Genomic DNA, 25,698 nt, shown 5'->3' with positions numbered 1-25,698 from the left:
CTTAACATACTCTGACCCAGCTATAGAGTAACATAGTCCTCATTTTTGATAGAAGCATTCTTAAGTGCTTTCAGGTTACCAATCATTTTTCGCGAGATTTTTTTCAGCGTGTACTTTGGTTTCCAGTGCCAGTCGGTTCTGGCTTCGCGGTCATCCAGTGAAGAAGGCCACTGATCAGCAATAGCTTGCCGGAAATCAGGCTGGTAACTGGCGGTAAAACCAGGGTACCATAATTGAATAGAAGCAACAACATCCTCCGGAGTAAAACTCACCCCTTGAATATTGTAAGATGCGCGGGTTTTGACAGATGCCTCTGGAAAATGCATTAACTCTAATGTAGCTCTCACGGCATCATCTACGTAAATCATGGGTAATTTCGTGTCGGGCTTAAGGTAGCAGTTGAAACTAGTTTGCGAAACAGCTTTATGATAGATATCAACCGCGTAGTCGGTAGTACCCCCACCGGGTAGCGACTGGTAACTGATAATGCCAGGGTATCGTAGCGATCGCACGTCAAGACCGTATCTGGAAAAGTAGTACTGCCCCCACTGCTCACCAGACACTTTACTCATACCGTATACTGTAGCCGGATTAAGTGCACTATTTTGTGGGGTATTTTCCCGTTCAAATTGACCACCATAAACTGCGATAGAACTAGGGAAAAACACCTTCTGAACCTGGCACCGTCTACTTGCCTCCAGCACATTAAGCCAAGACACCATATTAACGTCCCAAGTGCGAGTTGGGTGGGCTTCACCGTTAGCTGAAAGTACAGCAGCTAAATGATATATTTCTGTAACATTGTGTTTGAGAATTATCTGAACAATAGCCTCCTGGTCAGTGGCATCCAACAATTTAGTGTGGCAGTTACTGTTCTCAATAGGCTTAATATCTGTAGCAATTACAGAATTGCTACCGTAGATGCCGATAATAGCTTCTACTAGCACACTACCTAGTTGTCCTGAAGCACCCGTGATTAATATACTATTCTTTTTCACTGCTTGATTATTTTCACAAATGTACATCGATTGAAAAAATTAGGAAAAATATTCTACGATTATTCATAAATTAAGGTATATAATCTTTTATTACGTATGTTTTAAGATAATTTATCTTTATTGTGGCTTTAGCCGATACTATAGTAGAATATTTTACTCCTATGGAAAGACTTGATGATACCGATTTAGAGATTTTAAGGCTACTTCAGAGCGATGCAAAGAAAACGACCAAGGAAGTGGCAGAACACCTTAACCTTACCAATTCACCAGCCTACGAGCGGATTCGGCGACTGGAAAAGCTGGGGTACATAAAGAAGTACGTAGCCATACTAGATAAGAAAAAGCTTAATTTGCCAGTTACAGCAATATGTATGGTCTCCTTACGCTATCACAACGAGGGCTTTATCGACCAGTTTGACCAGGAAATTACCCGCTTGAGCGAAGTACAAGAATGTTTCCATATGGCGGGGAAAGTCGATTTTTTCCTGAAAATCAATGTGAGCAGTTTAGAAGATTACCATGAATTTGTGAGAACTAAACTATCCAATATATCCAATATTGGTGTTTTGGAAAGCTATTTTGTACTAAAAGAAATCAAGCAGGAGACATCGTATTTTTTTTAATGAAGTCTTGCTTAAAAAAGTTAATGAACCATTGACTTACAAGCTTGGAAAGATGTGTTAACGCCAGAGCAAACTCCTTTGAATGATGAGATTATGAAAAAAATGTGGTGTAATGGTTTGGGTCAAACACTTTAAAAGGTAAGAAGGAAATCAAAACCGTAGCAATACTGAAACATCTATTGATATCAAAGGACATTAAAAGTGCTCTACGGTTTTTTATGATTCCCTATTTTTTCTAAAATCAGTGTATCCAGATTTTAATGTGTTCGTCACTGCGATGGTGCCATATCCTTTGGAAAACAGTTTTTAATGCATACATTATACTGATTTTGCACTTACTTGATGGAATCTATGATTAGCTCTCCTACCCAGTCAGAAAACTTAAATCTACCATCTGCTGATGAAGTACTATGGGATAGGTTTCGGAAAGGGGATCGGGCAGCTTACCAAACCTTGTATAGACGGTATTTGAATGATTTGTATAATTACGGCTATCACATCATTCCTAATGAAGCAGTAGTAACCGATCAGATACAGGAGCTCTTCATCATTCTATGGAAGACTAAAAGTGATTTACCTGCTGCGGTTAACGTGAAACCCTATCTGTTTCGCGCCCTGCGTAACAACATAAGCAAAGAGGTAGGTCGGCATAAATACTTTGTCTGCGATATGGAGCATAAATTTAAGGAGGTATTAACTTGTTCATCCTTTGAAAGTAGTATGATAGCCCAACAGACGCAATTAGAGAATAAGAAGAGAGTGCAGCAGGCTATATTAATCCTATCTGAACGACAACGAGAGGTAATCAATCTACTGTTTTATGAGCAGTGCTCTTACGAAGAGGTAGCCGACATTATGGAGATTAATATCCGGTCGGTGTACACACTAGCCTGGAAAGCACTCGCTGCACTTCGTAAAGAGCTCAGCAGCCTATTTATAGGGTTGATAGGAGTTTTCCTGTAAACAGACCAAGAACCTTCCTGTATTGGTAGATGATTAATGCCTTTCTAGATCAATAGCGCGTAGCGAAAAAATCGTCTTTCCTTCAAGCGTAAAAAAAATTCTGATTTTTTTGCAAAAGGGTGAATAACTTTTTGGGATCTGTGGCTCTTACCAGTAAAGGGCCGCTAAATGAACTACGAAGAATACAGTGTCGAGGACTTTGTGCTGAACGAATCTTTCAGAGAATGGGTGCTGGAAAATAATCAAGATCCGCAAGCTTATTGGGGTAGGTGGCTGGAAACGCATCCTCAAAAAGCTGAGCTTGTAGTCCAAGCAATTGAGCTAGTTCAGCAATTGCCAATGTTGCCGGTGAAGCTCAACGAGACACAAATAACTTCTATCACCCAAAGCATAGAAGAAGGGATTGATGAGTTAGAGAGGGTTAGGCCGCAGCCAACTGGTGAGGGCAAGACAGTGCCTTTGATGGAGTATGCAAATAACCCGCAAAAGAAAGAGAGCCCTCTTTATCAGCAAGTAAGGTATAGACCAATGTTGATGGCAATAGCGGCCAGCTTTATTTTAATGGTTGGCCTTGTATATGTTGCTTACGATTATTTGGCGAATAAAGAACTGCCTTCAGTAGTTTATGAGTCAATCGTTAAAGAAACCAAAAACGGACAAAAACTAACGGTATTTTTAGCTGATGGCTCTAAAGTAATACTCAATTCGGGAAGTAAAATAAGCTATACGAAACCATTTCAGCCCAACCAGCGAGCTGTCATCCTGGAAGGAGAAGCGTTTTTTGAAGTGGTGAAAGATTCTTTGCGCCCTTTTCAGGTAATAAGCGGTGAACTTACGACTACCGTTTTGGGCACTAGTTTCAATGTTATGGCTTATCCTACCGATAGTCTCTTTAGTGTCTCTCTCGCTACTGGCAAGGTACGTATGGGATATGAATCAATCGGTGAGTCCCTGAACCCGGAGGTCTATCATCTTGCCCCCGGCGAACAAGTACATTATGATCGAAATCAGCGTAACGCATCAAAGGAGCTCTTCGATACAGATAAGGTGCTGGCCTGGAAGGCTGGCGTGATCTATCTGGAAAATGCTAACCAAGCCACCGTTTTAAAAATTCTGGAGCGTTGGTACGGGATACCCATTAAGGTGGATGGAGGCGATCCAAAAGCTTGGAACGTTAACGCTAAATTTGACAATCAATCTCTAAAAAGTGTGCTTACTTCTCTGAGCTACATCAATGGCTTTTCCTTTCAGATCAATGAAGATCATGTCTTAATCAAATACTAAAAAATTAATTACTATGCAATACATTGATACAGGATAAAAAAAGCAGCCCAAAAGGAATAGGGCTACTTAGATGATTCTTTCTTCAGTCATACTATGAAGTGGGCAAAAAGGCAAGATGCTATTCATAGTGCTGACTGTTGAAAGAAGTTTTAATAATGATTTCACTACTAAAACAACTTAAAGATATGAAAAAGATCTCTATCAGGTTATTTATGTATCTATTCATCACTTTAATTTTGCAAATTAGCTTGGGGGGTGTGCTACTTGCAACTACACCAGGACTTGCTCAGAAAACCTCCGGCACTAAAGAAGTTTACCTCACCTTAGAGCTTAGAAATGACAATATACTAGAGGTGTTCTCAAAAATTGAAAAGCTTACTGATTTTAGCTTTGTATACAATCAAAAAGATATTGACCCAGGTGTCACATTAAACAATGAGTACCGACGAACGTCCTTGTACGACATACTTACCAGTATATCAAAAGATACTAGGCTTGGTTTCAAACGGGTAAATTCTAACATTAACGTACGAAAATTACTGCGAAACCAGTCTTCTTCCGTTACCGAAGAAACCGTAGCCATCACTGTTTCGGGAACCGTTACTGATTCGGAGGGAGTGGGCATGCCCGGGGTGAATGTAATAGTAAAAGATTTGGGTACAGGAACGGTAACCGATGTTGATGGAAACTATAGGTTAAGTGTACCTGACCAGGCCACAACCCTGACATTCTCCTATGTGGGGTATTTAACCGAAGACGTGGCTATCGACAACCGAACCACTATTGATATAGCACTAACGCCCGATGTGTCTGCCCTTGAAGAAGTGATTGTCTCGGCTTACGGTATTGAGAAAGACAAAAGGAAAACCGGATATGCGGTAAGTACGATTGAAGCCGCAGATATTAACCGAACAGCGGCACCAACCCTGGGTGCTTCGCTTTACGGAAGAGCACCCGGAGTCCAGATCCAGTCTACTCCTGGCGGAGCTACCTCCGGCGTTAGTTTTAATATTAGAGGGTTTTCTTCCATTACAGGAAACACTCAGCCCCTAATCGTCCTCAACGGAGTGCCCATCAGAAGTGGCGAGTTCAACAACGGTAGCTATTGGGAAGATCAAAGAATCAGAGGTAATGGCCTGAATGACCTGAACCCGGCTGATATCGAAGACATCACCATTCTGAAAGGAGCATCCGCCGCGGCACTCTATGGTTCTGAAGCCAATAATGGGGTCGTAATGATCACCACCAAATCAGGAAAAGGGACACAAGGACTTGGAGTAGAAGTTTTTACTTCCTTTACGCACGACAGAATTGCTTACTTGCCAAGATATCAAAATGTGAGAGGGCCCGGATATCCTGTAGTATTAGCTGATGCCGGTCAGGGCGATGATAAATTTATTGACGATGGTGAAGGTAATCGTACTTTGATCAATACCAGCGTAAACTATGGGCCTGAATTTGACGGTGAACCTATACGTGCTTGGACGGGCGATATTGTACCTTACTCCCCTTCCAATAGTTCGTATGCAGACCTTTTTCAGAATGCAAATTCTCAAATGACCAATGTGGCCTTGTCTGCGGCAAACGAAAGGGCGAATATGAGACTTTCCTACACCCGTCAGGATAACCAGATGATCAGTTTTGGTTCAAAGAACGAGAGAAATGTCTTCAATCTGAATTCATCTTTTAACTTGACTGAGTGGTCCAAGACCGATGTTTCCGTACAGTACATTAACCAGTCCACCAGAAACCGACCCTACAAAGTCGACCGAATGATTAACAACTTTGGGGGTATGATGAATCGTTTTGAGCGAGCTGAATGGTATTTTGATAATTATCAAACCAGTTTAGGTTACCAATTCAGAACAGGCACGCAGGCCAGTGCTACTCCCGATGAGAACATCAATCCTGCTTACGGCCCCTTCAGAAGTGCCATTGCTGACTATGTGTGGCGATTAAATAGGCACCAATCATTTGAAACTAATAATAGAATCTTGGCCAGTATCACTCAGACTATCCAGTTCACTGATAATTTGAGTTTGAGAGGGCGGTTAGCCAATGATTTTACTTCAGAAACGATCCGGAATGAGAATGCTACCAGGTTCCCTTTAGTGATTGGCAACTCTGGAAGCTTCAGTATTAATCAAAATGAATTAAAGAACCTCTACGGAGACGTATTGCTTACCTATGAAGAAGAGATCACGGATGATCTAGCCATCACCGCCATGGCGGGATACTCAGCGAGAGCGGAAGAAGAATCCTATCAGTCTTCCAGAACGAACGATGGTTTGGCCACGGAGAATTTCTTTGATCTGAGCTCCTCTTTAAATCAAGCAATTACCGAATTGAGACGGGTCAATCGTGTCAATGATGCCTACTTTGGAACAGTATCACTCAATTTTAGGGATTATCTGTATGTGGAAGGAACCGGAAGAAGAGACCGCTTTTCTACCATGAATCCGGATAACAACTCATTTTTTTACCCCTCAGTCAATTCCAGCTTTATATTCTCGGAGTTATTATCTCTACCTGCTGGTGTTTCTTACGGTAAGCTCAGAGCAAGTTATGGTGTGGTAGGTAATTACCCTGGGGTGTACCAGGCCAATGTTGCCTATACTCAGCGCACACTTGGTACCCAAGCGGCTAGTGCTGCTCCGCTGTACACGTTTATCCCCAGTGGCACATTCGGTAATGATTTTATCAGACCGGAACAGAAGTACGAATTTGAAATTGGTTTAGAAGCACGGTTCTTTAATAACAGAATAGGATTTGACTTAGCGTACTACAACGCCCAGATCAGAGATCAGATTCTTCCCCTTGATATTGCGCGAAGTACGGGTGCTGGGGCCATACTGACAAACATCGGAACGCTAAGGAACCAAGGATTGGAGTTAGCGATTGATGCTCAAGTAATCAGCCGAGGGGCTTTCAACTGGAATGCCATGTTGAACTTAGCCCGAAATACCAACGAAGTAGAAAAACTGGCAAATAATTCAACCGAACTCATTCACGCAAACTACGACGGAAACGCGGCTGAGGTACGTTCAGTGGTAGGTCGCCCAATGGGAGACATTTTCACCCACCCTGTGGCAACTGATGATAACGGTAACAAGATTGTTCAGGATAATGGATTATATCAACTGGATGGAGATGAGTGGATCAACTCCGGAAATGCCATGCCTGATGTGATCGGAGGTTTCATCAATAATATTTCGTACAAAGGGTTCAATCTAAATGTTCTCCTGGATTTTAGCTTTGGCTCCAGCATTATGCCCACCGGTATAAACTGGATGGTTAGTCGTGGATTGCTTGAGGAAAGTCTGGGAGCAATGAACGCCGAGCGTGGCGGTCTTACCTACTACCTTGATGAGAACGGAAAAGGTGTTCAGATTGACGCAGCTACCGGGCCTAATGGACCAAACGGTGAAACGGTGTACGAAGATGGTATATTGGTAGAAGGTGTTTTGCAAAACGGAGAACCTAACACGAACGTAATTTCGCAATCAGTGTATTATCTAAATACCTACGGCTGGGGCGGCCCCCAGTACGGATCATCCCGTTACGAATTGTATGTTAAAAAGAATAACTACATTAAAATGCGGGAGCTCTCTTTGGGGTACACAATTCCCCGATCTATTTCTGAGAAGATTGGGGCAAGGGATCTGACGGTTTCCGTTTTTGGTAGAAACCTATTCTTTCTGCACAGAACCGTCAAAGACCTAGATCCCGAGCAGACTACTTCCGGAACCCGGTGGTTTCAAAACATCAATACCGCTGGTAACAATCCGGCTTTTAGGTCTATGGGATTCACGTTACGGGCTAGCTTCTAATTGTAAAGAACAGACTAACTACATATGAAAAAGATATTATCAGTAACAGTATTAATTATCTCGGTTCTTTTTTCTTGTACTGAATCGGATTTTGAAGATGCCTACGCAGATCCCGGTAAACTGGCAAGTACCTCGATTGATCGCCAGTTCACAGGATTTTTATACCAAAATAGGGAATACGTTTTGAAAGCGTATATAAACTATTTTGTTGTACTACGAACCAGTTTAAACCGATACATGCAAATTATCGGTTGGGAAAATGAACCCAACCAATATATACCGCCATCGTCTGGCTCAGACGCGGTTTGGAATAACTATTACGGAACGTTGTTTCAGTTTAGAGAGCTTGAGAAAACCTATAATAATGCACCTGAAACTGAGCAGGCCGATAAGAAAATCTTTATGCTGGCTGCTAAGGTATATATGTATGACTATACCCAGCGAGTTACGGATCTATACGGAGCCATTCCGTTCCTGGAAGCCGGAAGACTCAGCCAAAACGGTGGAGATTATGTGGCTTCATTGGCGGAATTTGACGACCCCAGTGCCATCTATACGTTTATGTTGGATGAACTGGCAACGATCGCCGATGACCTGAATGATATAGCGTTGACGGATGTTGTCCAGTCGTCCTTTACTATTCAGGATTACGTGAATGAGGGTGATGTTGATAGCTGGCGTAGGTATTGCAACTCTCTTCGGTTACGAATGCTTACCAGAGTTCAAGATGCTCCTGAATTTAGTGCTCGTGCCACCACTGAGATTGGACAGATTGTAAGCAACGCTGCTGATTATCCGGTCGTTGAGGATAATGATCAGAACATACAGATTGATGTTGTGGATTTTGGTACACCCGTCAATTCAAATATCACTACGCTGGAGAATGATGCCGAAGGATGGTATTCAAGCTTTGCGGGACAAGCCTTTCTCGATCAGATGGTCAGCACGGGAGATCCCCGACTGCCCTATATCTGGGAACCAGGCGAAAACGCAGAAGGGGTTTATAACGGGATTGATCAGCTCGCTGATGCTGCTGATGTTGCTAATGATGTAGGTGATGGTTTAATCGCCCAGTTTAACCGTGGCACCTACGCCAGGAACCGCTTTTTCCCGGGACTAATTATTAACGCTGCTGAAGTTGATCTGTATAAGGCCGAATACTATCTGAAGTCGGGTGATGATGCTATGGGTAAAGCCTCCTATGAATCGTCTGTCGCTCATTCGGTAGATCACTACGTAAGAATCAGAGCTGTAACCAACGATGTTGGTCCGGCTCCTGAACCAATCACTCCAACTGAGGAAGACGTATCCGCCTACCTGGCCGGAGCTGACGTAAGCTGGGATGCTGCTACTACGAATGATGAAAAATTAGAACTTATCGCTAGACAAAAGTGGGTTCACTACAACATTATTCAACCTTATGAAAATTGGGCAGAGTTTAGACGATTGGATCAAATTGATTTGGTTTTTGAACCTGATAATAGCAATATTCAAACGCTACCTCCGGTTCGTTTCAACATTCCTGGTTCCGAACAAACTTTCAATGAAGTAAATTATGCCAGAATAGCAGCCGATGATGATTTAAATAATTCGTTGTTCTGGGACCTAAACTGACATAGAAGCGATTTAGATTGTTTACTATAGCACTATCGGGTTCACGGCCAATCATACTACCCGAAGTAGCAAATCCCCCTCAATCCCGTTCCACGGCAGCTCTGTTTCAAAGCCGCCGCGGCACGAGGGGAGGGGGATTTTACTCATTCCGATCTCAAAACTTTAAGTCACTTCACTGTTTTAAAACAGCTGGTATCTGGCCGAAAAGAGATTAATTTAGCCAATGCTGCGCTTTTATAATGCAACATTGTTGCGTTTTTTGATTGCTTCCTTATTTTTGTAGGTAGAGTCTACTCAATTCTTTAAGAATAAATTGTGTTCTCCAACCCTATATCACAATGCTACCTAACCGACGTAAATTTCTGGAAATACTAACTAAAGGCACAGTTTCAGCCTCCTTATTACCGTACGCCGTCAGCGGATGTGCAGCTAAGAAAGTAAACTCTAAGTCAGTTCGGGGCATTGCCCCTTCTTCCGATGATGCTTTAGTGTTAGCTGAAGAGCTGGATTATAATTTATTAATTCAGTGGGGCGATCCTATCAGTGAGCAAGACACTTTCGGATTCAATAACGATTTCATCGCCTTTGTGCCTGATAAGCAAAAAACCGATGAGGGTACCCTGTGGGTGAATCATGAGTACATTAACTCCTTAATGATTCATCAGAAAGCGGTTACCGGAAAGACCAAGGAACAGGTAGAGAAGGAAATGTACGCTGTCGGGGGTTCTTTGGTACGGGTGAAAAAAGAAAATAGCCAATGGTCAGTTGTACCCCACCCGGATAATAAACGCATTACTGGGCTTACCGAAATTCCCTTTAACTGGGGGACTCCGATAGAAGGAAAACGCACAGCAATGGGTACGCTAGGCAACTGCGCGGGTGGAGTTACTCCCTGGGGCACGGTGCTTACCTGCGAAGAAAACTATCAACATTTCTACAGTGATCGTTCTTCTAGCAACCGAAGCATTACGCCGAGTACCGAAGGCTGGGAAAAATTCTACGCCAATCCGCCGGAGCACTATGGCTGGGTGGTAGAAGTAGATCCCACCACCGGAGCCGCCCAGAAACACGTGGCTCTGGGTCGCTGCTCCCACGAATGCGCCACGGTCAAAGAGCTAGCCGATGGGCGACTGGTGGTCTACACCGGAGACGATAAAAACGACGAACATCTGTACAAATTCATCTCCAGCCAACCCGGCTCGCTGCGGGAAGGTACGCTGTACGTAGCCAACTTAGACGTAGGCATGTGGATTCCGGTAGACGTGAATCAACAGCCGCTGCTGATGACGCAGTTTAAGACCCAGACCGAAGCCCTCGTCTACTTGCGAGAATCGGCCAAGATTCTGGGAGCTACGCGGCTCGACCGTCCCGAAGATATTGAGATTGACCCAGTAAGTGGCGATGTGCTAGTCGCGCTGACCAACAATATTCCTCGAGAAAACTTCTTTGGTTCTATTCTCAAGATTGAGGAAGAAAACGGCGACCATGCTGCGTTAACTTTTAAGGCTGCTACGTATCTGACGGGCGGGGAAGATACCGGCTTCGCTTCTCCCGATAATATGGTATTCGACCGGGCGGGCAATCTGTGGTTTACCTCTGACATCTCCGGTTCCAAGATGAATCAGCCCCCGTACAGCGCGTTCAGAAATAATGGTCTGTTCTTGGTGATGCGTGACGGCCCCCAAGCCGGAGAAGTGATTCAAATGGCGAGTGCCCCGGTAGACGCTGAGTTTACGGGCCCCTGCTTCTCCCCGGATGGAAGCACTCTATTTCTAAGCGTTCAGCACCCCGGCGAACAATCGTCGTCTCTGGAATCACTCACGAGCCATTGGCCAGGCGAACCCAATAGTATCCCCCGATCAGCGGTGGTCACCATTCAGGGGGCGTTGCTCAATCAGATACAGCAACTTGGCTAACGAAATGGCAGAACAAGTTCTGAGTGGATCAAAACCAGTAACCTTGCTCACGGGCTTCATATTGGGGTGATTAGCTTCACTTTTACCGAAACTTTTGATACCAACGCCCTTACTTCACTGCCTCAACGTTTTTCTGTTGTTTCAGGCGAAGGGAGTGTATCGAACCAAAGGAGTGTTCTACGGTTGGTAGTGTAAGTTAGCACGCTTCCTGGTCGTAGCGAGACTCGGGCCCTACGACTAGTGGGGGCGAGCTACATCAGTCGCCACGTTTGTTCAACCTCACGATATTACCGTGTCTAGGGTCAATTTTTCCGTTTAACGTATCTAAATATAACTGTTCCAGCCCCTCAGTTCCACTATGTTCTTCAATTGAGATTATTGGTTGAATAGCGTCTATAAACTGTTGCCAAGCCATTCCAGTGTTTTGATGAAACTTTGCTGCCCCCCATTCTTTTTGTCGCTTCTCGGCATACGTAGGAGCAAAGAAGAGTTTTCCCTTTTGAGGTAATGGGTTTTCGCCTGTTAGATTTTGCCAATCAACCAGTCCTACCAAACAGTTATAGACCAGGTTGCCATTTAGCAGCGTTTGTAATTGAAATTGAGTTTGGTAATTGCCGGTAAAATCCACGACAATGGATTTTTCGCTAGCATTCAGATGAGAAATTTCGTCGTAACTCATTGTTTGATCGTACCAACCTAGTTGCTTGACAAATGCTACATTTTTGTTTGAGGTAAGCCCCAAAAGGTTGAATCTCAATCCGTCCTCTTTTTTTCTATGCGCTAACAGGCACGCCACTGCTTGAGCAGTTTTGCTAGATGCACTGGTGACGATTAGTTGAGTGGCTTGGTAAAAATCCTGCGCTGCCAAATGATCATCGATCAAAAAAGATGTAATAAACAAGGGACGAAATATGGAAATCAGGTTTTCAGTTTCTGGGGTAAAATTAGGGTCATGCTCTGTATTGGTATAGAAATTATAGATTGGTGGTAGTCCTTGACGGTGCTCAGTCTTATCCACAAAACCTTTGCTACTAACATGGTCAATGGTCACCAGTAAATGGGTACTCATTGGATAGTAGCCATAAAATCGCTGGCCCACCTTTACATCCGGATGATTGGAGATAATGACGCTGGCAAAGCCCCAGGCTGGAATAATTCCGTAGCCAGATTGAGTTGGAAAAAATTTCCAATAGCTCATTCGCTCCCCTACGATACCATAGGTGATATTGTTGGAGGTAAACGAAAACTTATCGACTTTTAAGAGGACTTGGTTTGATGATATTTCATCAGAATAGGTTTTGGCTACGAGCTGGTGTTTTTGAAGCTCATCAATCTTCACTGTAAAGTCTAACGCTTTAATAACTACCATAGGCATTAAGTTTCTTATGGGTAAATGTGGAGTAGACAGTTGATTGCAACGGCTGAATAAACGTGCCGATGGGTGCGTTCGGTGTTATACCCCTACTGGTCGTAGCGTCTCGCTGCAACCAGTAGGGGGCAGGCTATGTAGCTATTTGTCTGTGAAATAATCCCAAGTTGCTTTCGAAATATCAGCTATTATTTTCTCACTGGTTTCAAGATTTTCTGCTGATTCAGTGACAAAAACGCTTATGGTGAAGTGCTTTCCATTGGGCAGAAAAACAATCCCAATATTATTGACTGCGGCCGTTATTCCTGTTTCTTTATGTGCTCCTGACCACCCTGTTTTATGAGCAATTACCGTTTCTTTAGGCAATTGTCCCTTTAATCGGCCCTTACCTGTTTTGGTTCCTTTCATTACATCCCACACAAAGTCATAGCTTTCTTCGGAGAGCAACCCGCTTTTGTTCTCATAAAATGTTGCTAATATTCTGTTTGCTTCTTTTGGCGTTGTCCAATTTAGAAACTGCAAATCCCAATTATTTTGCATAGTCTCTTCGTTTATTTTAACCGAAAAATCTTTAAAACCGAGACTAGAAAAGTAGTTTTCTACCACTTGAGGCCCTCCAAGAAGGTTTAGCAGTACATCGCAACCTACATTATCACTCAAAGCAACGGTATATTCTAGAATTTCCGCTATGGTAAGTGTGCCCCCTTCTGGATATTTTTCTCGTATTGGACTCCATAACCCAGGTAATAACTCACTTTTCTTGATGTCAATTTTTTGGTCAAAAGAAAGATTGCCTTTGTCCATTTCAGATAAAACGGTCAACGCAATGGGAAACTTGAATACACTTTGCATCGGAAAGTGCCTTTGACCATTAATACTCAGCGTGTCTTTAACGTCCATCCCATTAATCGCAACTCCAACAATCGCGTTTTTAGAACTTATAATATCCTCTATTTTCAGTCTTAATGTTTTGGTTTCTTGCGAATACCCTTGTGTAAAAACTAGTAAGAAAAATAAGATTGATAGAAGTGATTTTTTTGCCATAATTTTCTTTTGTTACCAAGTAATATCAGGTAAGCGCAATATTACATTTGTTCGTTATATTTTCGTAGGGAAAACCTAACATACCACAGATACTTTTAAAAGAATGATTGGGTAAGTGAGTATATTTCTGTGGCCACGTGGTTCTTTTGAACCATTACAAGTATACTATCGATCAATCTTCGTAAACCTCAGCCTCTTCAAATATGAAATTGCACTCATTAATATCATCCTGGTTGAGCCGTAATTTACCTAGAATGGTTACCGTCTGGTCCATTTGGAACTTCGGATGACCGGGTTTAAGCTTCAACTCCACAATGGATTCCGGACCGCTAGCCCCGCAGAAAAAGCAGGAGGCAAAAGGATAACGGGAAAGAATGTAAATATCTTCTTCCGGGGCAATTGGCAGCATATAGCCTTGCAAGTATACCTCTTTGCCTTCCAGGTCTTTCACGGTAGCCCCGAACTGAGGGTAAAAGAGATATTCGTCTACCTCCTCAAAGTATTTTCGGGTGAATTTTACATCCGTTAGGGTTAGCCAGGTAATCTCGGTTTGTGACCAACCCGGAGTAGCGATAAACAGTAAAAATACGATCGTCAGTCTAAGCATCGGCTAATGTTTTGGAGATGTTGATACGAAATACGCGAATCGCTGGAAGTAGGGAAGCTAGTAGCCCAATAGCTAAAGCACTCACCAGTAACCACCATTCTTCGACCAACCAGCCCCATCCTGAAAAGGAGTAGTGGTAGCTCGCTTCCATCAGACCGGATATTAACCATAGCCCCAGACGACTCACTAAAATACCCAGCAAAAAACCGACCAAGGTCAACAATAAACCCTCCTGGAGTACCAACCCTACCAACTGCCAACGACTGGCTCCGTAGGTTCGCATTAAAGCCATTTCGTACTGTCGGTCTTTCAAGGCGTTGTACAGGCTGATGAAAACACTAAGTCCTGAAACAGCCATAATCACTAGTGCGATAGTGCTGAGCGTATCTACCCCAACCCCCATCAGGCTGAACAGCCGACTGATCTCATAAGCGGGCACTGCCGCCTGCATATTGGTGTCTTCGTTCACCCTACGGGGAAGTTGTACTATCCCCATCGGGCTTCGGAACTTCACCAGCATTGCAGTAATTTCCCGCTCTTCTTCGTGTTCATCATGTTCGTGCTCTCCATCGTGTTCGTGGTGCTCTTCCCCTTCTTCATGTTTGTGTTCTTCCTCATGCTCATGATGTTCCTCTCCCTCCTGATGTTCATGGCGTTCTTCTTCTTCTCCGTGTCCGTGCTCTTCCCCCTCATGCTCTTCTTCATGGTGGTGGGCTGCCCATACACTTTCAGTAGCGGTAAGAATCAGTTGATCCAGTACTGAATTGGTGTAGTCAAATACGCCTACTACCTGATACGCGTGTTCGTCATGCACTTCCCCACCTTCGGTTAGTCCGTGCGCCCCCACAAAATTGTCGCCAATCTTCAGGTTCAGGAGGTTGGCTGTCGTCGCTCCCACCGTCACTTCAAAAGGAGCTTGCCAGAGCTGGCCTTCAGCAAGTGTAGCAGCGTAGAGTTCAGGGTACTGATGATCGGTACCGACAATCCGGTAGCCCTCATAGCTGTCTCCGTAGGAAAGGGGAATACCATAAGCTACCAGCCTATTGTTTTGAAGTTGCTCCGCTTCATGCAGGGCAATGTTACCAGTAGGGGCATCAATATGGTAGACCGCTGAGAGAATCAGTTGCAGAGGACTACCTTTGGCTCCTACCACCATGTCGATACCCCGAATATTGTTTTCCATCTGTTGCTGAATATGGCGGTTCACCTGCAACAACAAAGCGATCATGCCTACACCTAGTGTTAGCAGTACCAGGCTCAGGGTAGTACTGAGCGGACGGCTGGTCATATTTCGTAAGCTGAGGCGGAAAATATTCATAACGTCAGGGTATTGGAAAACTGCGCTTTCAACCGTTGGTCGTGGGTGATAATGATTAACTGTGCTTCAGTGGTGAACGCCTGTTCTTGTAGCAGGCGGGCTGCCCGATTGGCGTTTTTATCGTCCAGGCTAGAGGTAGGCTCATCGGCTAGGATAAGTTGAGGGCGATTGACTACCGCCAGCGCAATAGCTGCCCGTTGTTGCTCACCCTGACTGAGCCGATGCGGTTTTTCGGATAATTTATGGCCAATTCCCAAGCCGTCGAGCACATCTTTGATGCGCGATTTGTCTACTGGTTTCCGAGCCAAATGTTGCACCAAAGCTAGGTTTTCCTGCAAAGAAAGGGCGCGGACGAAGTGGAGTCGTTGAAACACCAAACCAATATGGCTACCCCGAAAACAGTCCAATTGACTTGAAGAAAGTTCATGAATGAGAGTACCCATGAGTTCTACCCGGCCTGACTGAGGTTGTAATAACCCCGCCATTAGGTGCAATAAGGTGGTTTTACCGATCCCTGACTCACCCAATATCAGCAGATTTCCCCCAGCATCCAGCTCAATATCCGGGAAGTGGAAACTTGCTTGTTGGTTATAAGCAAAAGACAGTGAATGAGTCTTGAACATCAACGTTATATTCCAGCCAAATGTAGCGAGTAAAGCTATCAAACGCAACATGGTTGCAATTATTATGATTAACCATATATTTGCATAGGAATGAACTATCTATAACTGGAAGCAAATGATACAAAAAAAATACTTTTCCAACTACGGTACGCTGCTCGCCCTCACCCTTGGAATGACATCTCTGGTCGTGGCTTGTGGAGATAGTAAGAAAACAGATGAAAACTTGCAACAAGCTTTTGAGCTTCATCAGGAAGCCGTAGAAATTCGTCAGATGGCGGATAAGCAAATAGACCAACTGAAAGCCAATGAGGATTCCTTGTTTGTAAATACCTATACAGCGGATTTGGAGTCTATCAGCCGCTCGCTGAAAGAGTGGGATGAACAGCTAGTAGAGGTACCCGGCTTTGAGCACGACCATGATCATGACCATGACCATTCGGGGCATGATCACGACCACGACCATGATCATGGTGAGCAAACGAAACTGACCCCCGAGCAACACTTGCAAGTTCAGCAACATCTGCTAGAAGAAATTAAGGCAATAGCAGAAGAAGTCAACCAAGTAAAAGAAAAATAAATACGTATGAGTTCGGTAGATAATTGTACAGCGATAGACCTGGAAGAAGGACTTCAAATTGCACCTCAGTTTAGTAAGCGCGGAGGTCTGCTACCGGTAGCCGTGCAGGAAACCGATACTGGGCAGCTTCTGATGTTGGCTTCCATCAATGAAGAAGCACTACAACAGACGATACAAACGGGCTTGGCTACCTTCTGGAGTACTTCCCGTGACCAGATTTGGGTGAAAGGAGAAACCTCAGGAGATTTCCTGAAAATAGACAATATACTGGTTGATTGCGACCAAGATGCCTTCGTTTACCAGGTCACCCTGCAGGGTTCATGATGGTGTACGTCCAGGTTTCTTAACCCATCGACCTCAGTAAACCGTTGTTCAAACTCCCAGTGCTCTTCAGCGAAACGTCCGTGATCGTGATCTTCGCCTTCGGCATGGATTTCAATTTCGTAATAGGCGAGCAGGTTATTGTCAGTCACCGTAAATTCAAGATGCACGTCTTCACCTACGTGGAGCTCTCCATCGTGACCAACTTCTAAACCACTAATAGCCGGTCCTTGGGTGTCGACGGTTTCGTCTTCCTCACAAGAAGCGAAAATCACTCCGGTGGCAAATACTGCGCTTAATAGTACTACTCTTCTTTTGATCATTTTAAAATTTAAATAGTTAGACATAAAATTTTTTTATATTCTTCTTGAAAATGGTATTGAAATATTCAGGATAAAATTCCGTCCCGGTTCAGGTACATTAATCAGTCGGTAGAAGCTGGTGTGGTTAAAGTATTGAGTATTGAACAGGTTTTGCACCTGTAGCGAAATGCTAAGGCTGCGTTCGGGCAACTTTACTTCCCCTCCCATACCGAGGTTTACTGCTTGGTAGCCGTCCGTTACCTCTTCCGGAGGCACAATACGGGTCTGGGATGCCGCTACTTTATAGTCCACCGACACATAAGGGTTCTTCAGTAATTTCCATTCATCCCTTTCGTACCTCAGATTAAAAATGACCGATGCCGGCGGTGAGAAGGGTAGGGTAAAGCCCTTCTTTTCGCCCGACAACTGAATTTGGTAGACATATTCGCCCACTAGGCCAATGCTTAATGGACTAATGATCTGATAGTGACCATGAATTTCACCTCCGGAGCGAAATACTCTGGCCTGGGAATAGTAGAATACCTGATTGCCACTACCGTAGAGCCGGTCGTGCTCCGCCGTGGGGTTGAGGTAAATATAATTGGAAAAATAATTGGCAAAAGGAGTAAGCCCCAGAGCGAATCTTTCCGAACGATATTCCAGCCCTGCATCTACTTGATAGGCCACTTCCGGAGAGAGGTCCGGGTCGCCTACTTCAAAGCTAAAGCGGTGATAGTTCACCCCATTGGCACCGAGTTCTTTCGCAATGGGCATACGAAAGCTTTTCCCCAGGTTGGTTTTAAACGACCAGTGGGGCGTATGGTAATTGTACCCGATTGACCAGGATACGTTGGAAAAATTTCGGTTCAAATCACTAGCTCGCTGCAAGTATTGGTCAGTAGTATCTGTTCCGAAAATAGCTGGTGAAGTGAACCAATCCTGGTAGCTGTCTATTTGGGTATTCCCGTAATCGTACCGGATACCCGCCTGCAAGGTGCTTTTTTCGGTAAAGCGATGTCGGGCTAAAACAAAGCTGCCTACGTTGAGCTGGCGAAAGGCGGGGATAATAAAACCTCTCCCTCCAATACGATTATCCTGGTACGAACCATTGACCCCTACCGTGACCGACGTTCGATCCGAATGAAAGTACGCTCCCTCAACATTGGCTGAATACACGTATTTATCAAACTGACGCTCCAGCTCAGGATTAAAGCCCTCTTCCCCCTGATAAACAGCTGGCATAAAGCCATGACTTACGTATTGGCTCCACTCTTGCCGAAAATTTCGTTGAAAACCCACTTCACTTTTTAACTCGTATTTTTTCCACTCCCACTGGCTTTTGTTGATTACCTTGAAGTGGTTAACCTGTTGGTAGGGATAGTGAATGTCCCGGTTAGATTGGTCATGAAACTCCTCGTCTACATTTCTGGGTTCAAGGCCGTGAGCATTGGCAAAGAAGCCGCTCTTACTCTGGATGTTGCTGACGTAGAATCTACTTTGAAAGGTAGGCTTAGTGTAGCCAAACGAGAAATGCAGGTCGTGTTCGTGACCGGCCGTATTACGCAAATGATTTTTGTAGAGTGGTGCCCGGAAGTTATAGATATCCACGCTATCGGTTGGCACTTTATAGTCGCCGTAGTCGAGTAATGTGGCCCGAAAAGTAGCAAAAAAAACATCTCCTCGGCCGGCCAGAGAAATGGAGGTTCCTAACAGGTTATTGTTCGTTTTTCCGGTAAGATCAACGGTTCCTGAGAGCGTATTTTGCTCGGGCAATTGATCCTGTTTAACATTGATCACTCCCCCAATGGCATCGGAGCCGTACCTCAGTGAAGAAGGGCCTCTGATAACCTCTACATTGTCAACGGCATATTGATCGATCTCCAGTCCATGATCTACCCCCCACTGTTGGCCTTCGTGCTTAATGCCGTTTTCTACCACCACCACCCTATTGAAGCCAAGTCCGCGAATCACCGGTTTGGACTGCCCGGAACCAATGTCCATGGTAGTGACCCCCGCCAACCGATCCAGGGAGTTCATAAGGCTGCCTCCCTGGTGCTGTTTGAGATAATCGCTATTGACGATTTCCAGGCTGAGGGCTTCTTCTTGTTTACGTTGCTCCTCATAATTAGCGGAAACCACTACTTCACTGAGGCTCACCATCTTGGGCGTCATCCGGACATTCATCTCCGTATCCTCACTTAGAGAAATGCGCTTACGGTAATTTTCGTAGCCGACACTGGAACACACCAGGGTGTATTCTTTTTTACAAAGGTTTTCCAGCAAAAACTTTCCCTGTTTATTGGCTTCAACTCCTTTCCGGGTATTTTTGATCATTACCGTGGCAAAGGGGATAGGCTGTTGGGTTTCCGCATCCAGAATACTGCCGCGGATTTCATAGGCACAGGAGTCTGAAAACTGTCTGCCTTGGGTAGCATGGGCGTAGCAACATACCCTAAAGAGGCACCAACTAACCAGGAGATATTTCTTCATTGTATTTATTCAATATTTTTCCAGACACCGATATTCGGGCGGAACAGTAAAGACCGGATTGTGAAAACCTTGCTAAAGGTGAATAGAAAGGCAATTGTCTGAAAGCCTTAAAGCTTCAACCAACTCTGCTTTTGAAAGCAGGTTAATTACCTAATGGTAAGGAAAGCATACTGACTGGGAATTAGCCCAGTTCGGGAGGAGGGGAATGCATTCCTAAATCGGGCGGAGAATAGAGCGTAAGATGATGGACAAAGCAGTTCACCACAGTAATCTTACTCAATAGCGATGTCGAGACCGACTGATAGTTTTGAAAAAATAAAGCCGGAAAAGAGTAGGTGAAGGTAATAGTCTTTTCTGTTGTTGCCTCCGGTGGCTCGGGTATCATTTCCTTAAGTATGCAACTGGCCTGTCAACCTTCGGCGTGGTGACGGTCTAGTTGGCATTCCGCTAAGTGAGTATCAAATTGCCAGTGGAATGTCATTAAAGAGATGGCCGAACTAAATACGCTCAAAAGCATAAGCATTGCCAACAGAATACTAATTCCATTTTCAAGCTTCTCTTTTAGTGACCATGAATATGAACCCGAAGAACACAACATTGTTGCAAACCTACAAATTAGTTACGCAAACGCAACATAGTTGCTTCTAAACATTCTACTTATTATTGAGCCCGTAACTCTGCTTCAATGAGACTGCCTTCAATAGCGTGTTGAAGCACTGATAAATCACTTCCAGGACCAACCGTCAGTAGCTTTGGCCCAGTAACCGGCACTCCGTTATAGGGTCTGATATACAATTCGCCATCGGGGGTTCGCTCAAAGTAGGTGAATCGTTCTTCGTTCCCAATTTGGGTACAACCCTTTACTCTAAGGATGCTCTCAGGCAGTCTTTCGCATAAATGATAAATGCACGCTAGGTCAGGCAAATTGGGTAAATCAGTAGAATATGAAGCCCAATGGGCTTTAAGGTGATCAAGCTTTTGTGCATTGTTTTTAGAAGGCAAGAGTTTAGGCAGAAGAGAAACATCAACTTCGTCTGCGGTAATAATTTCTGCCAATGGATTGAGTCGCTGGAGATCTGTAATCACGAAAGTTTGTCTATCCGCCGATACATTTTCAAGATGGGTTAATACAATTAGAGAAGATACCTGAACCTGATTTGCTTCCAGCTCATTGTGCTCTCCGCGTTGCTGCCAGTTTTTGACATCTACCACCGATACTTGAATGGGTGGTAAAAACCGATCGTTAAGTCCAACCCCAAGGAAGCCCATTAGTGAACAGGAATCAGAAGTACCATTAGCTTCAATGAGCGTAACTCCGTGCTTGCGCTCCGGGATACTGTTGACGAATTCCCTCAGTTCTTGTATGCCACTACAGCAAATGCAACTGCCACTGAGCGCTCTTACCCATTTTGCCTCCATTTTCTCCAGAAATTGCTGTACATCAAGGTTGGCATTTTCATAATCATTTAAGATGACGAATGGATTCCAGTCTTCATCAAGATAGCTAGTCACTAACTGTTTTAGCAATGTAGTTTTTCCTGCTCCTAAGAAGCCGACAACGGCAATAATAGCTTCCATATTCTATTAGTTGGTGTAGGACCCAATATGGTTAACACAATTAGTATAGATCAAGTTTTTAATAAACGCAACAATGTTGCATTAGTTATAATTACCGCTATATTTGCAATTTCATTGCACCAAAATCAATCTAACATGAAGAATAAATTCGTAGGGCTTCACTCTGATTTTGTGGGCTTCAGTGCCTCCCTGCTGTGTGCCCTACATTGCGCGGCCTTACCTTTTTTGCTCACGCTGGCTCCGTTGGCGGGACTTCAGTTCCTACGTAATCCCTGGATAGAGTACACCTTAATTTTGATAAGTTTCTGTATCGCTTGCTACGCTTTGATACCCGGCTACCGGAGATACCATCGTAAGCCACTAGCATTGATTCTCGTCCTTCTGGGGTTTTTGCTAATTGGTTCCGGTCGCTTTTTAGAACCGGAATCCGTGCTTACCTCTTCTGGAGCGGTACTCGTTGCTATCGCCCATTTGGTTAACTGGAAACAGGTGCAGCAAGCCCGAGCAGCACTTTCTAACTATATTCATTCCCTCAAAAACACTAAACAAAATGCTTGAAAGCGAAAAATTGCCCGTAACTGTGCTCAGTGGTTTTCTGGGAGCGGGTAAAACCACACTACTCAACCATGTGTTGCATAACCGCCAAGGATTGAAAGTAGCGGTAATCGTCAACGATATGAGCGAGGTGAATGTAGACGGCCAACTGGTGCAAAATGAAATAAAACTCTCTCGTACCGATGAAAAACTGGTGGAGATGAGCAACGGCTGCATCTGCTGCACTCTACGGGAAGATCTGATGATCGAGGTGGAACGACTGGCAAAGGTGAAGAAGTTTGATTACCTACTAATCGAGAGCACGGGTATTTCCGAACCTATTCCGGTAGCCCAGACCTTTTCTTTCGCTACCGGAGATGAACTATTTGATCTAACCCTGTTCAGTCGCTTGGATACGATGGTGACCGTTGTAGATGCCTTTAACTTTTTCCGAGACTTTGGCAGTGCCGATACCATCTTGGATCGGCGCATGACCGATGATGCCCAAGACCAGCGAACCATTGTGAACCTGCTCACCGACCAGGTAGAGTTTGCTAACGTTATTTTGCTCAACAAAACCGACTTGGTGGATGAGAATCAGCTACGCCTACTGGAGGTAGTACTGACCAAGCTCAACCCGGATGCCCGCATCATTCGCACCACGCACAGCCAAATTGATCCTAAGGAAATTCTCAATACCCGGATGTTCGACTACGATCAGGCTGAACAGTCCGCGGGTTGGCTCAAAGAACTAAATAATGAGCATACCCCGGAAACGGAAGAATACGGCATTTCTTCCTTTGTTTTTCGGGATCACCGACCGTTTCATCCCGAGCGTTTCTGGCAACATGTGAATCGCAACTGGCCGGGCAATGTCATCCGCAGCAAAGGGTTGTTCTGGCTAGCTTCCCGCCCTGACCAAGCACTTATTTGGAGCCAAGCGGGTGGATCAACCCGGGCAGATGCTTACGGTCGCTGGTGGGCATCAGTACCCAAGCAGGAAAGATTGTTGAATCCGGGGTACGTAGAAAACCGCCAAGCTATCATGGAAAAGTGGGACGAGCAGTGGGGCGACCGGATGAATGAGTTGGTGATTATTGGTCAAGATTTAGACGAAGAATCCATTAGCCACGAACTGCGTGAGTGCTTGGTGAATAGCCTAGAAGGAAGGGCCGTAGTTGCTGGTCATCGTTTTGAGGATAACTGGCCGGTACATGCCTAAGCCTGACCTCATGCTCCCCACCCTGGAAGCATCCGCACTCAAGCATGTAATCTGTGAGAATCTAGAAGAGGCTTTTCGGCAGATTTAAAAGCCTGATGTCAAGCTGGTGGTTTGCCCGAGAACAGTGGAACACTCTATCGCCTCATTCATTCAGTTAGTCTATCTATCACCCTTTCATCCGGTCAGCCTAGCTGCTAACCAGGGGCAGGTTAGGGAGCAGCTTAGCGAGGCTCTGTCCGATTATATTTCCCTTCACAGTGAAGGTGCTTTTCGGCTTATCGAGGACATGGTCATGCTAACTGATCTTTTCATGAAATTGACCCATCGCTCTCAAACCCAATTGCTGCTACAGACCGTAGAAAATGATGCTTGCCGTAAATTTCATGTGGATCTCTACCCGATACGGCTCATCTGCACGTACGATGGCCCCGGTACGCAGTGGCTCCCCAACCATCAAGTCAATCGCAAAGCTTTACAAACCACCAATGAGCAAATTGCGAAAGACCCCTACAACATTCAGAACATGGGTTCGTTTCATGTAGGAATTATGAAGGGTAATCAGACCAACTACGGAATTGTGCACCGTTCGCCTCCAATCAAGGAGCAGGGTTTGAAACGATCAATTTTTAGATTGGACTGATAACCCAGACGTTATCTGATGGGTGAATTAGAAGAATCGGTAATAGCTTCCGGCAATTCTTTTAAGGATAATTGGTCAATTTATGCTTAGAATCAGCTCGATCTCAATTTATTTTGGTTGCTAGTTTTTTGGATAGTTTGACGAGACTTACGAAGTTTAGAACAGATTACCCTGCGATAATAAGAGTCTTAAAACTTCGCAAGTCTTTACTCCTCTAATCATACTAACTTATGCTACAAAGAAAATTTGACCAAATTGTAAAAGGCTACTTTCCCAATGCGATGGATGCCAAGGATACCTCTATCCACTATTTAGGGAAAATGCAACTTGAACACCACATTGATGTTTCTAAAGCGTTAATGGCTACCTCCTTGTGTTCCGACGACATAAACGTGCCCTCTACCACGTTCTTTAATGTGCTATTTGGTCCATTTATTATGGGAGGATTGGGCGGTTTACCTTTTGCCGGGCAAACTGGTATGACTGCTTTTGCTCACCATATTCCGGACGATGGTAGCGCATTCATCTTTTATGGCCCTCATATTGGTGCCACATTGGAGGGTGACTTGGGTAAGATGTACCGACCCCGTCAAGATCACAAAGGTAACTCTTGCGGTGCCCTTATGCTGGCATTAGGTAGATTGCAAGACGGCGATTACAAACCAGTGTTGAAAGAAGAAGATTACCAGCAAATGAAGCTGGAAGAAAGCCTACTCCCGTACCGAGAAGAAATTCTGGCTAGTGATAATCCAGAAAAAGCTATTACCGAAGCCGCTTATGAAATTATCGATCAAAAGATTCACACTTACTTGAAAGACTGTAAAAGTGAATTTCACGTAGATAAAGTAACGCTGTTGGGCGGCATTATCATTAATACCGACTACGGCTTAGACGATTACTTCGATGCCCGAAACTTTGAAGTGGTTGAGGTAAAAAGCCTGTAGAGTACCGCTCATATCGAGGTGCGCGATTCATTGGACTGATTTGCCTTATTACTTACGCTCTACTCGGGATGGATAGCCTAGGGCACTATATTTTAGCACCTTTCGGTGCTCACAGCGTAGCCATGAATAGCACTATACTGCTTGAGGTTAGCACAGCAGTGTTGCTGCTGGCAGTGGCCGGATGGCAACTGTATCGTTATTTTCGCTAATTCGGTAGATTTACCTTTCAGCTTCTAAGAAGCTATTTTCCGCAAGGGTTATCGCGAATTTATTAGTGGGGAAGGCGTTAGCTTAAATTTAGTGGTACTTACAAAATCAGCCTAGCATTTGCACCCTACTGTTTCCTATTTTACTTTTGCCCGATGCGGATGCTAATCTTCACATACTCTCTCTGGGTGCTTTATTTGTCAATCGCCCCCTGCTGCTGGGAAGATGACCTCTGCATCGTTGACTCCTGTGCCGACACTACGTCGGGTCATCACCACGAGCCTGCTTCTACAGATTATCCTTCCGATGCCCGAGATCAAAATTGTTCTCCATTTGTGCGCTGTGGGAATTGCAGTGGCTTTGTAGTAAACCTGTCTACTGTTTCATCTGAAAAGACTACACTATTAGCTCCCGATCAGGCCAATTCTTTTTTTGTATTGCCTTATTGGGCATCGGCTTGGTTATCCCCAGTGTGGCAGCCGCCTCAACCTAGCTTACTTTCCCTGCACTCATAAGTAATTCATTAGCTTCACTGACCACCCCACTAACGACCAATCCTAGTTGGGGTGTGACTAGAAGATAGTGCTTGCCTTACTACTGACGCTCGTAGATATCGGCAAGGTATCAATTCGGAGTGCTCATACATTCTCCTTATCCACGTAATTTTTTTTCACCCGAGGGTGAACACGCATTT

22 protein-coding genes and 1 pseudogene are annotated in these 25,698 nt (G+C 44.5%); 13 read left to right on the top strand and 10 right to left on the bottom strand.

Annotation, left to right across the window (positions count from 1 at the left end; all coding sequences use genetic code 11):
* Positions 1 to 20 precede the first annotated feature (20 nt).
* Positions 21 to 998, bottom strand: coding sequence for an NAD-dependent epimerase/dehydratase family protein (locus tag P0M28_RS04300; protein ID WP_302208297.1), 978 nt, complete (start codon positions 996 to 998; stop codon positions 21 to 23).
* Between the two features lie 161 nt (positions 999 to 1,159).
* Here P0M28_RS04300 and P0M28_RS04295 point away from each other — a divergent pair, with 161 nt between their 5' ends.
* The 6 genes from P0M28_RS04295 (at position 1,160) to P0M28_RS04270 (ending at position 11,228) form a co-directional block, all read left to right on the top strand.
* Positions 1,160 to 1,621 (top strand): Lrp/AsnC family transcriptional regulator, encoded by a 462-nt coding sequence (locus P0M28_RS04295; protein WP_302208296.1) that lies wholly within the window; start codon positions 1,160 to 1,162, stop codon positions 1,619 to 1,621.
* Positions 1,622 to 1,972: 351 nt separating this feature from the next.
* Positions 1,973 to 2,584 carry an RNA polymerase sigma factor gene (locus tag P0M28_RS04290; RefSeq protein ID WP_302208294.1) on the top strand — a complete coding sequence of 204 codons (612 nt, stop codon included), beginning with the start codon at positions 1,973 to 1,975 and terminating at the stop codon, positions 2,582 to 2,584.
* 168 nt (positions 2,585 to 2,752) lie between these two features.
* On the top strand, positions 2,753 to 3,868 hold the full coding sequence (locus P0M28_RS04285) for a FecR family protein (protein ID WP_302208292.1): 1,116 nt from the start codon (positions 2,753 to 2,755) through the stop codon (positions 3,866 to 3,868).
* 185 nt (positions 3,869 to 4,053) lie between these two features.
* Complete coding sequence (locus P0M28_RS04280) at positions 4,054 to 7,698, top strand: SusC/RagA family TonB-linked outer membrane protein (protein ID WP_302208290.1); 3,645 nt, start codon at positions 4,054 to 4,056, stop codon at positions 7,696 to 7,698.
* A 24-nt stretch (positions 7,699 to 7,722) separates the two neighbouring features.
* A complete protein-coding gene (locus P0M28_RS04275) occupies positions 7,723 to 9,312 on the top strand; it encodes a SusD/RagB family nutrient-binding outer membrane lipoprotein (protein ID WP_302208288.1) in 1,590 nt (529 codons plus the stop codon).
* Between the two features lie 338 nt (positions 9,313 to 9,650).
* Complete coding sequence (locus P0M28_RS04270) at positions 9,651 to 11,228, top strand: PhoX family protein (protein WP_302208287.1); 1,578 nt, start codon at positions 9,651 to 9,653, stop codon at positions 11,226 to 11,228.
* A 256-nt stretch (positions 11,229 to 11,484) separates the two neighbouring features.
* On the opposite strand, the gene P0M28_RS04265 is transcribed toward P0M28_RS04270, so the two are convergent.
* The 5 genes from P0M28_RS04265 to P0M28_RS04245 form a co-directional block, all read right to left on the bottom strand.
* The gene (locus P0M28_RS04265; RefSeq protein ID WP_302208285.1) at positions 11,485 to 12,597 is read right to left on the bottom strand and encodes a DUF2855 family protein; all 1,113 of its coding nucleotides are present in this window, start codon (positions 12,595 to 12,597) and stop codon (positions 11,485 to 11,487) included.
* A gap of 141 nt (positions 12,598 to 12,738) precedes the next feature.
* Positions 12,739 to 13,641 carry a class A beta-lactamase, subclass A2 gene (gene bla / locus P0M28_RS04260; protein ID WP_302208284.1) on the bottom strand — a complete coding sequence of 301 codons (903 nt, stop codon included), beginning with the start codon at positions 13,639 to 13,641 and terminating at the stop codon, positions 12,739 to 12,741.
* A 172-nt stretch (positions 13,642 to 13,813) separates the two neighbouring features.
* Positions 13,814 to 14,248 carry a DUF3299 domain-containing protein gene (locus P0M28_RS04255; protein WP_302208283.1) on the bottom strand — a complete coding sequence of 145 codons (435 nt, stop codon included), beginning with the start codon at positions 14,246 to 14,248 and terminating at the stop codon, positions 13,814 to 13,816.
* The gene (locus tag P0M28_RS04250) at positions 14,241 to 15,566 is read right to left on the bottom strand and encodes an ABC transporter permease (RefSeq protein ID WP_302208281.1); all 1,326 of its coding nucleotides are present in this window, start codon (positions 15,564 to 15,566) and stop codon (positions 14,241 to 14,243) included. Before P0M28_RS04250 ends, P0M28_RS04255 begins: the two co-directional genes overlap by 8 nt.
* On the bottom strand, positions 15,563 to 16,240 hold the full coding sequence (locus tag P0M28_RS04245; protein WP_302208280.1) for an ABC transporter ATP-binding protein: 678 nt from the start codon (positions 16,238 to 16,240) through the stop codon (positions 15,563 to 15,565). Before P0M28_RS04245 ends, P0M28_RS04250 begins: the two co-directional genes overlap by 4 nt.
* Before the next feature lie 64 nt (positions 16,241 to 16,304).
* On the opposite strand from P0M28_RS04245, the gene P0M28_RS04240 reads away from it, so the two are divergent.
* Together P0M28_RS04240 and P0M28_RS04235 are read left to right on the top strand one after the other, a co-directional pair.
* Entirely contained in the window at positions 16,305 to 16,766 is a 462-nt protein-coding gene (locus P0M28_RS04240) for a hypothetical protein (protein WP_302208278.1), read from the top strand.
* A 6-nt stretch (positions 16,767 to 16,772) separates the two neighbouring features.
* Positions 16,773 to 17,090: a phosphoribosyl-AMP cyclohydrolase gene (locus tag P0M28_RS04235; RefSeq protein ID WP_302208277.1), complete on the top strand. Its 318-nt coding sequence runs from the start codon at positions 16,773 to 16,775 to the stop codon at positions 17,088 to 17,090.
* Here P0M28_RS04235 and P0M28_RS04230 read toward each other — a convergent pair.
* The 4 genes from P0M28_RS04230 to P0M28_RS04215 form a co-directional block, all read right to left on the bottom strand.
* The gene (locus tag P0M28_RS04230; protein WP_302208276.1) at positions 17,063 to 17,410 is read right to left on the bottom strand and encodes a DUF4625 domain-containing protein; all 348 of its coding nucleotides are present in this window, start codon (positions 17,408 to 17,410) and stop codon (positions 17,063 to 17,065) included. The genes P0M28_RS04235 and P0M28_RS04230 overlap by 28 nt on opposite strands.
* A gap of 33 nt (positions 17,411 to 17,443) precedes the next feature.
* Positions 17,444 to 19,879, bottom strand: a complete 2,436-nt coding sequence (locus tag P0M28_RS04225) for a TonB-dependent receptor (protein ID WP_302208275.1) — start codon at positions 19,877 to 19,879, stop codon at positions 17,444 to 17,446.
* 181 nt (positions 19,880 to 20,060) lie between these two features.
* The gene (locus P0M28_RS04220) at positions 20,061 to 20,264 is read right to left on the bottom strand and encodes a hypothetical protein (RefSeq protein ID WP_302208273.1); all 204 of its coding nucleotides are present in this window, start codon (positions 20,262 to 20,264) and stop codon (positions 20,061 to 20,063) included.
* Between the two features lie 275 nt (positions 20,265 to 20,539).
* A complete protein-coding gene (locus P0M28_RS04215) occupies positions 20,540 to 21,457 on the bottom strand; it encodes a GTP-binding protein (protein ID WP_302208271.1) in 918 nt (305 codons plus the stop codon).
* A gap of 135 nt (positions 21,458 to 21,592) precedes the next feature.
* Here P0M28_RS04215 and P0M28_RS04210 point away from each other — a divergent pair, with 135 nt between their 5' ends.
* The 5 genes and pseudogenes from P0M28_RS04210 to P0M28_RS04190 all read left to right on the top strand — a co-directional run bounded on the left by P0M28_RS04210 (position 21,593) and on the right by P0M28_RS04190 (position 25,519).
* Entirely contained in the window at positions 21,593 to 22,015 is a 423-nt protein-coding gene (locus tag P0M28_RS04210; protein ID WP_302208270.1) for a MerC domain-containing protein, read from the top strand.
* On the top strand, positions 22,008 to 23,213 hold the full coding sequence (locus tag P0M28_RS04205) for a GTP-binding protein (RefSeq protein ID WP_302208268.1): 1,206 nt from the start codon (positions 22,008 to 22,010) through the stop codon (positions 23,211 to 23,213). The genes P0M28_RS04210 and P0M28_RS04205 overlap by 8 nt, the downstream gene beginning before the upstream one ends.
* A 100-nt stretch (positions 23,214 to 23,313) precedes the next feature.
* Positions 23,314 to 23,853: pseudogene (locus P0M28_RS04200) on the top strand (DUF1826 domain-containing protein); the annotation flags it as partial.
* Positions 23,854 to 24,083: 230 nt separating this feature from the next.
* Positions 24,084 to 24,797 carry an LCIB family protein gene (locus P0M28_RS04195; protein WP_302208266.1) on the top strand — a complete coding sequence of 238 codons (714 nt, stop codon included), beginning with the start codon at positions 24,084 to 24,086 and terminating at the stop codon, positions 24,795 to 24,797.
* A 368-nt stretch (positions 24,798 to 25,165) separates the two neighbouring features.
* Positions 25,166 to 25,519, top strand: coding sequence for a hypothetical protein (locus P0M28_RS04190; RefSeq protein WP_302208265.1), 354 nt, complete (start codon positions 25,166 to 25,168; stop codon positions 25,517 to 25,519).
* Positions 25,520 to 25,698: the final 179 nt, after the last annotated feature.

Source organism: Tunicatimonas pelagia (genome assembly GCF_030506325.1).
In the GTDB taxonomy this organism is placed as follows: Bacteria; Bacteroidota; Bacteroidia; order Cytophagales; family Cyclobacteriaceae; genus Tunicatimonas; species Tunicatimonas pelagia.
The sequence above is the reverse complement of the archived record's forward strand: the minus strand, read 5'-3'. Positions and strand labels throughout refer to the sequence as shown.

Bases quoted from the DNA above. Each gene is read 5' to 3' on its own strand.
- P0M28_RS04195 (WP_302208266.1), top strand. From the start codon at position 24,084: ATGCTACAAAGAAAATTTGACCAAATTGTAAAAGGCTACTTTCCCAAT.
- bla (WP_302208284.1), bottom strand. From the start codon at position 13,641: ATGGCAAAAAAATCACTTCTATCAATCTTATTTTTCTTACTAGTTTTT.
- P0M28_RS04275 (WP_302208288.1), top strand. From the start codon at position 7,723: ATGAAAAAGATATTATCAGTAACAGTATTAATTATCTCGGTTCTTTTT.
- P0M28_RS04290 (WP_302208294.1), top strand. From the start codon at position 1,973: ATGATTAGCTCTCCTACCCAGTCAGAAAACTTAAATCTACCATCTGCT.
- P0M28_RS04220 (WP_302208273.1), bottom strand. From the start codon at position 20,264: ATGATACCCGAGCCACCGGAGGCAACAACAGAAAAGACTATTACCTTC.
- P0M28_RS04215 (WP_302208271.1), bottom strand. From the start codon at position 21,457: ATGGAAGCTATTATTGCCGTTGTCGGCTTCTTAGGAGCAGGAAAAACT.
- P0M28_RS04205 (WP_302208268.1), top strand. From the start codon at position 22,008: ATGCTTGAAAGCGAAAAATTGCCCGTAACTGTGCTCAGTGGTTTTCTG.
- P0M28_RS04240 (WP_302208278.1), top strand. From the start codon at position 16,305: ATGATACAAAAAAAATACTTTTCCAACTACGGTACGCTGCTCGCCCTC.
- P0M28_RS04285 (WP_302208292.1), top strand. From the start codon at position 2,753: ATGAACTACGAAGAATACAGTGTCGAGGACTTTGTGCTGAACGAATCT.
- P0M28_RS04235 (WP_302208277.1), top strand. From the start codon at position 16,773: ATGAGTTCGGTAGATAATTGTACAGCGATAGACCTGGAAGAAGGACTT.
- P0M28_RS04250 (WP_302208281.1), bottom strand. From the start codon at position 15,566: ATGAATATTTTCCGCCTCAGCTTACGAAATATGACCAGCCGTCCGCTC.
- P0M28_RS04225 (WP_302208275.1), bottom strand. From the start codon at position 19,879: ATGAAGAAATATCTCCTGGTTAGTTGGTGCCTCTTTAGGGTATGTTGC.
- P0M28_RS04210 (WP_302208270.1), top strand. From the start codon at position 21,593: ATGAAGAATAAATTCGTAGGGCTTCACTCTGATTTTGTGGGCTTCAGT.
- P0M28_RS04255 (WP_302208283.1), bottom strand. From the start codon at position 14,248: ATGCTTAGACTGACGATCGTATTTTTACTGTTTATCGCTACTCCGGGT.
- P0M28_RS04265 (WP_302208285.1), bottom strand. From the start codon at position 12,597: ATGGTAGTTATTAAAGCGTTAGACTTTACAGTGAAGATTGATGAGCTT.
- P0M28_RS04270 (WP_302208287.1), top strand. From the start codon at position 9,651: ATGCTACCTAACCGACGTAAATTTCTGGAAATACTAACTAAAGGCACA.
- P0M28_RS04190 (WP_302208265.1), top strand. From the start codon at position 25,166: ATGCTAATCTTCACATACTCTCTCTGGGTGCTTTATTTGTCAATCGCC.
- P0M28_RS04280 (WP_302208290.1), top strand. From the start codon at position 4,054: ATGAAAAAGATCTCTATCAGGTTATTTATGTATCTATTCATCACTTTA.
- P0M28_RS04230 (WP_302208276.1), bottom strand. From the start codon at position 17,410: ATGATCAAAAGAAGAGTAGTACTATTAAGCGCAGTATTTGCCACCGGA.
- P0M28_RS04295 (WP_302208296.1), top strand. From the start codon at position 1,160: ATGGAAAGACTTGATGATACCGATTTAGAGATTTTAAGGCTACTTCAG.
- P0M28_RS04245 (WP_302208280.1), bottom strand. From the start codon at position 16,240: ATGTTGCGTTTGATAGCTTTACTCGCTACATTTGGCTGGAATATAACG.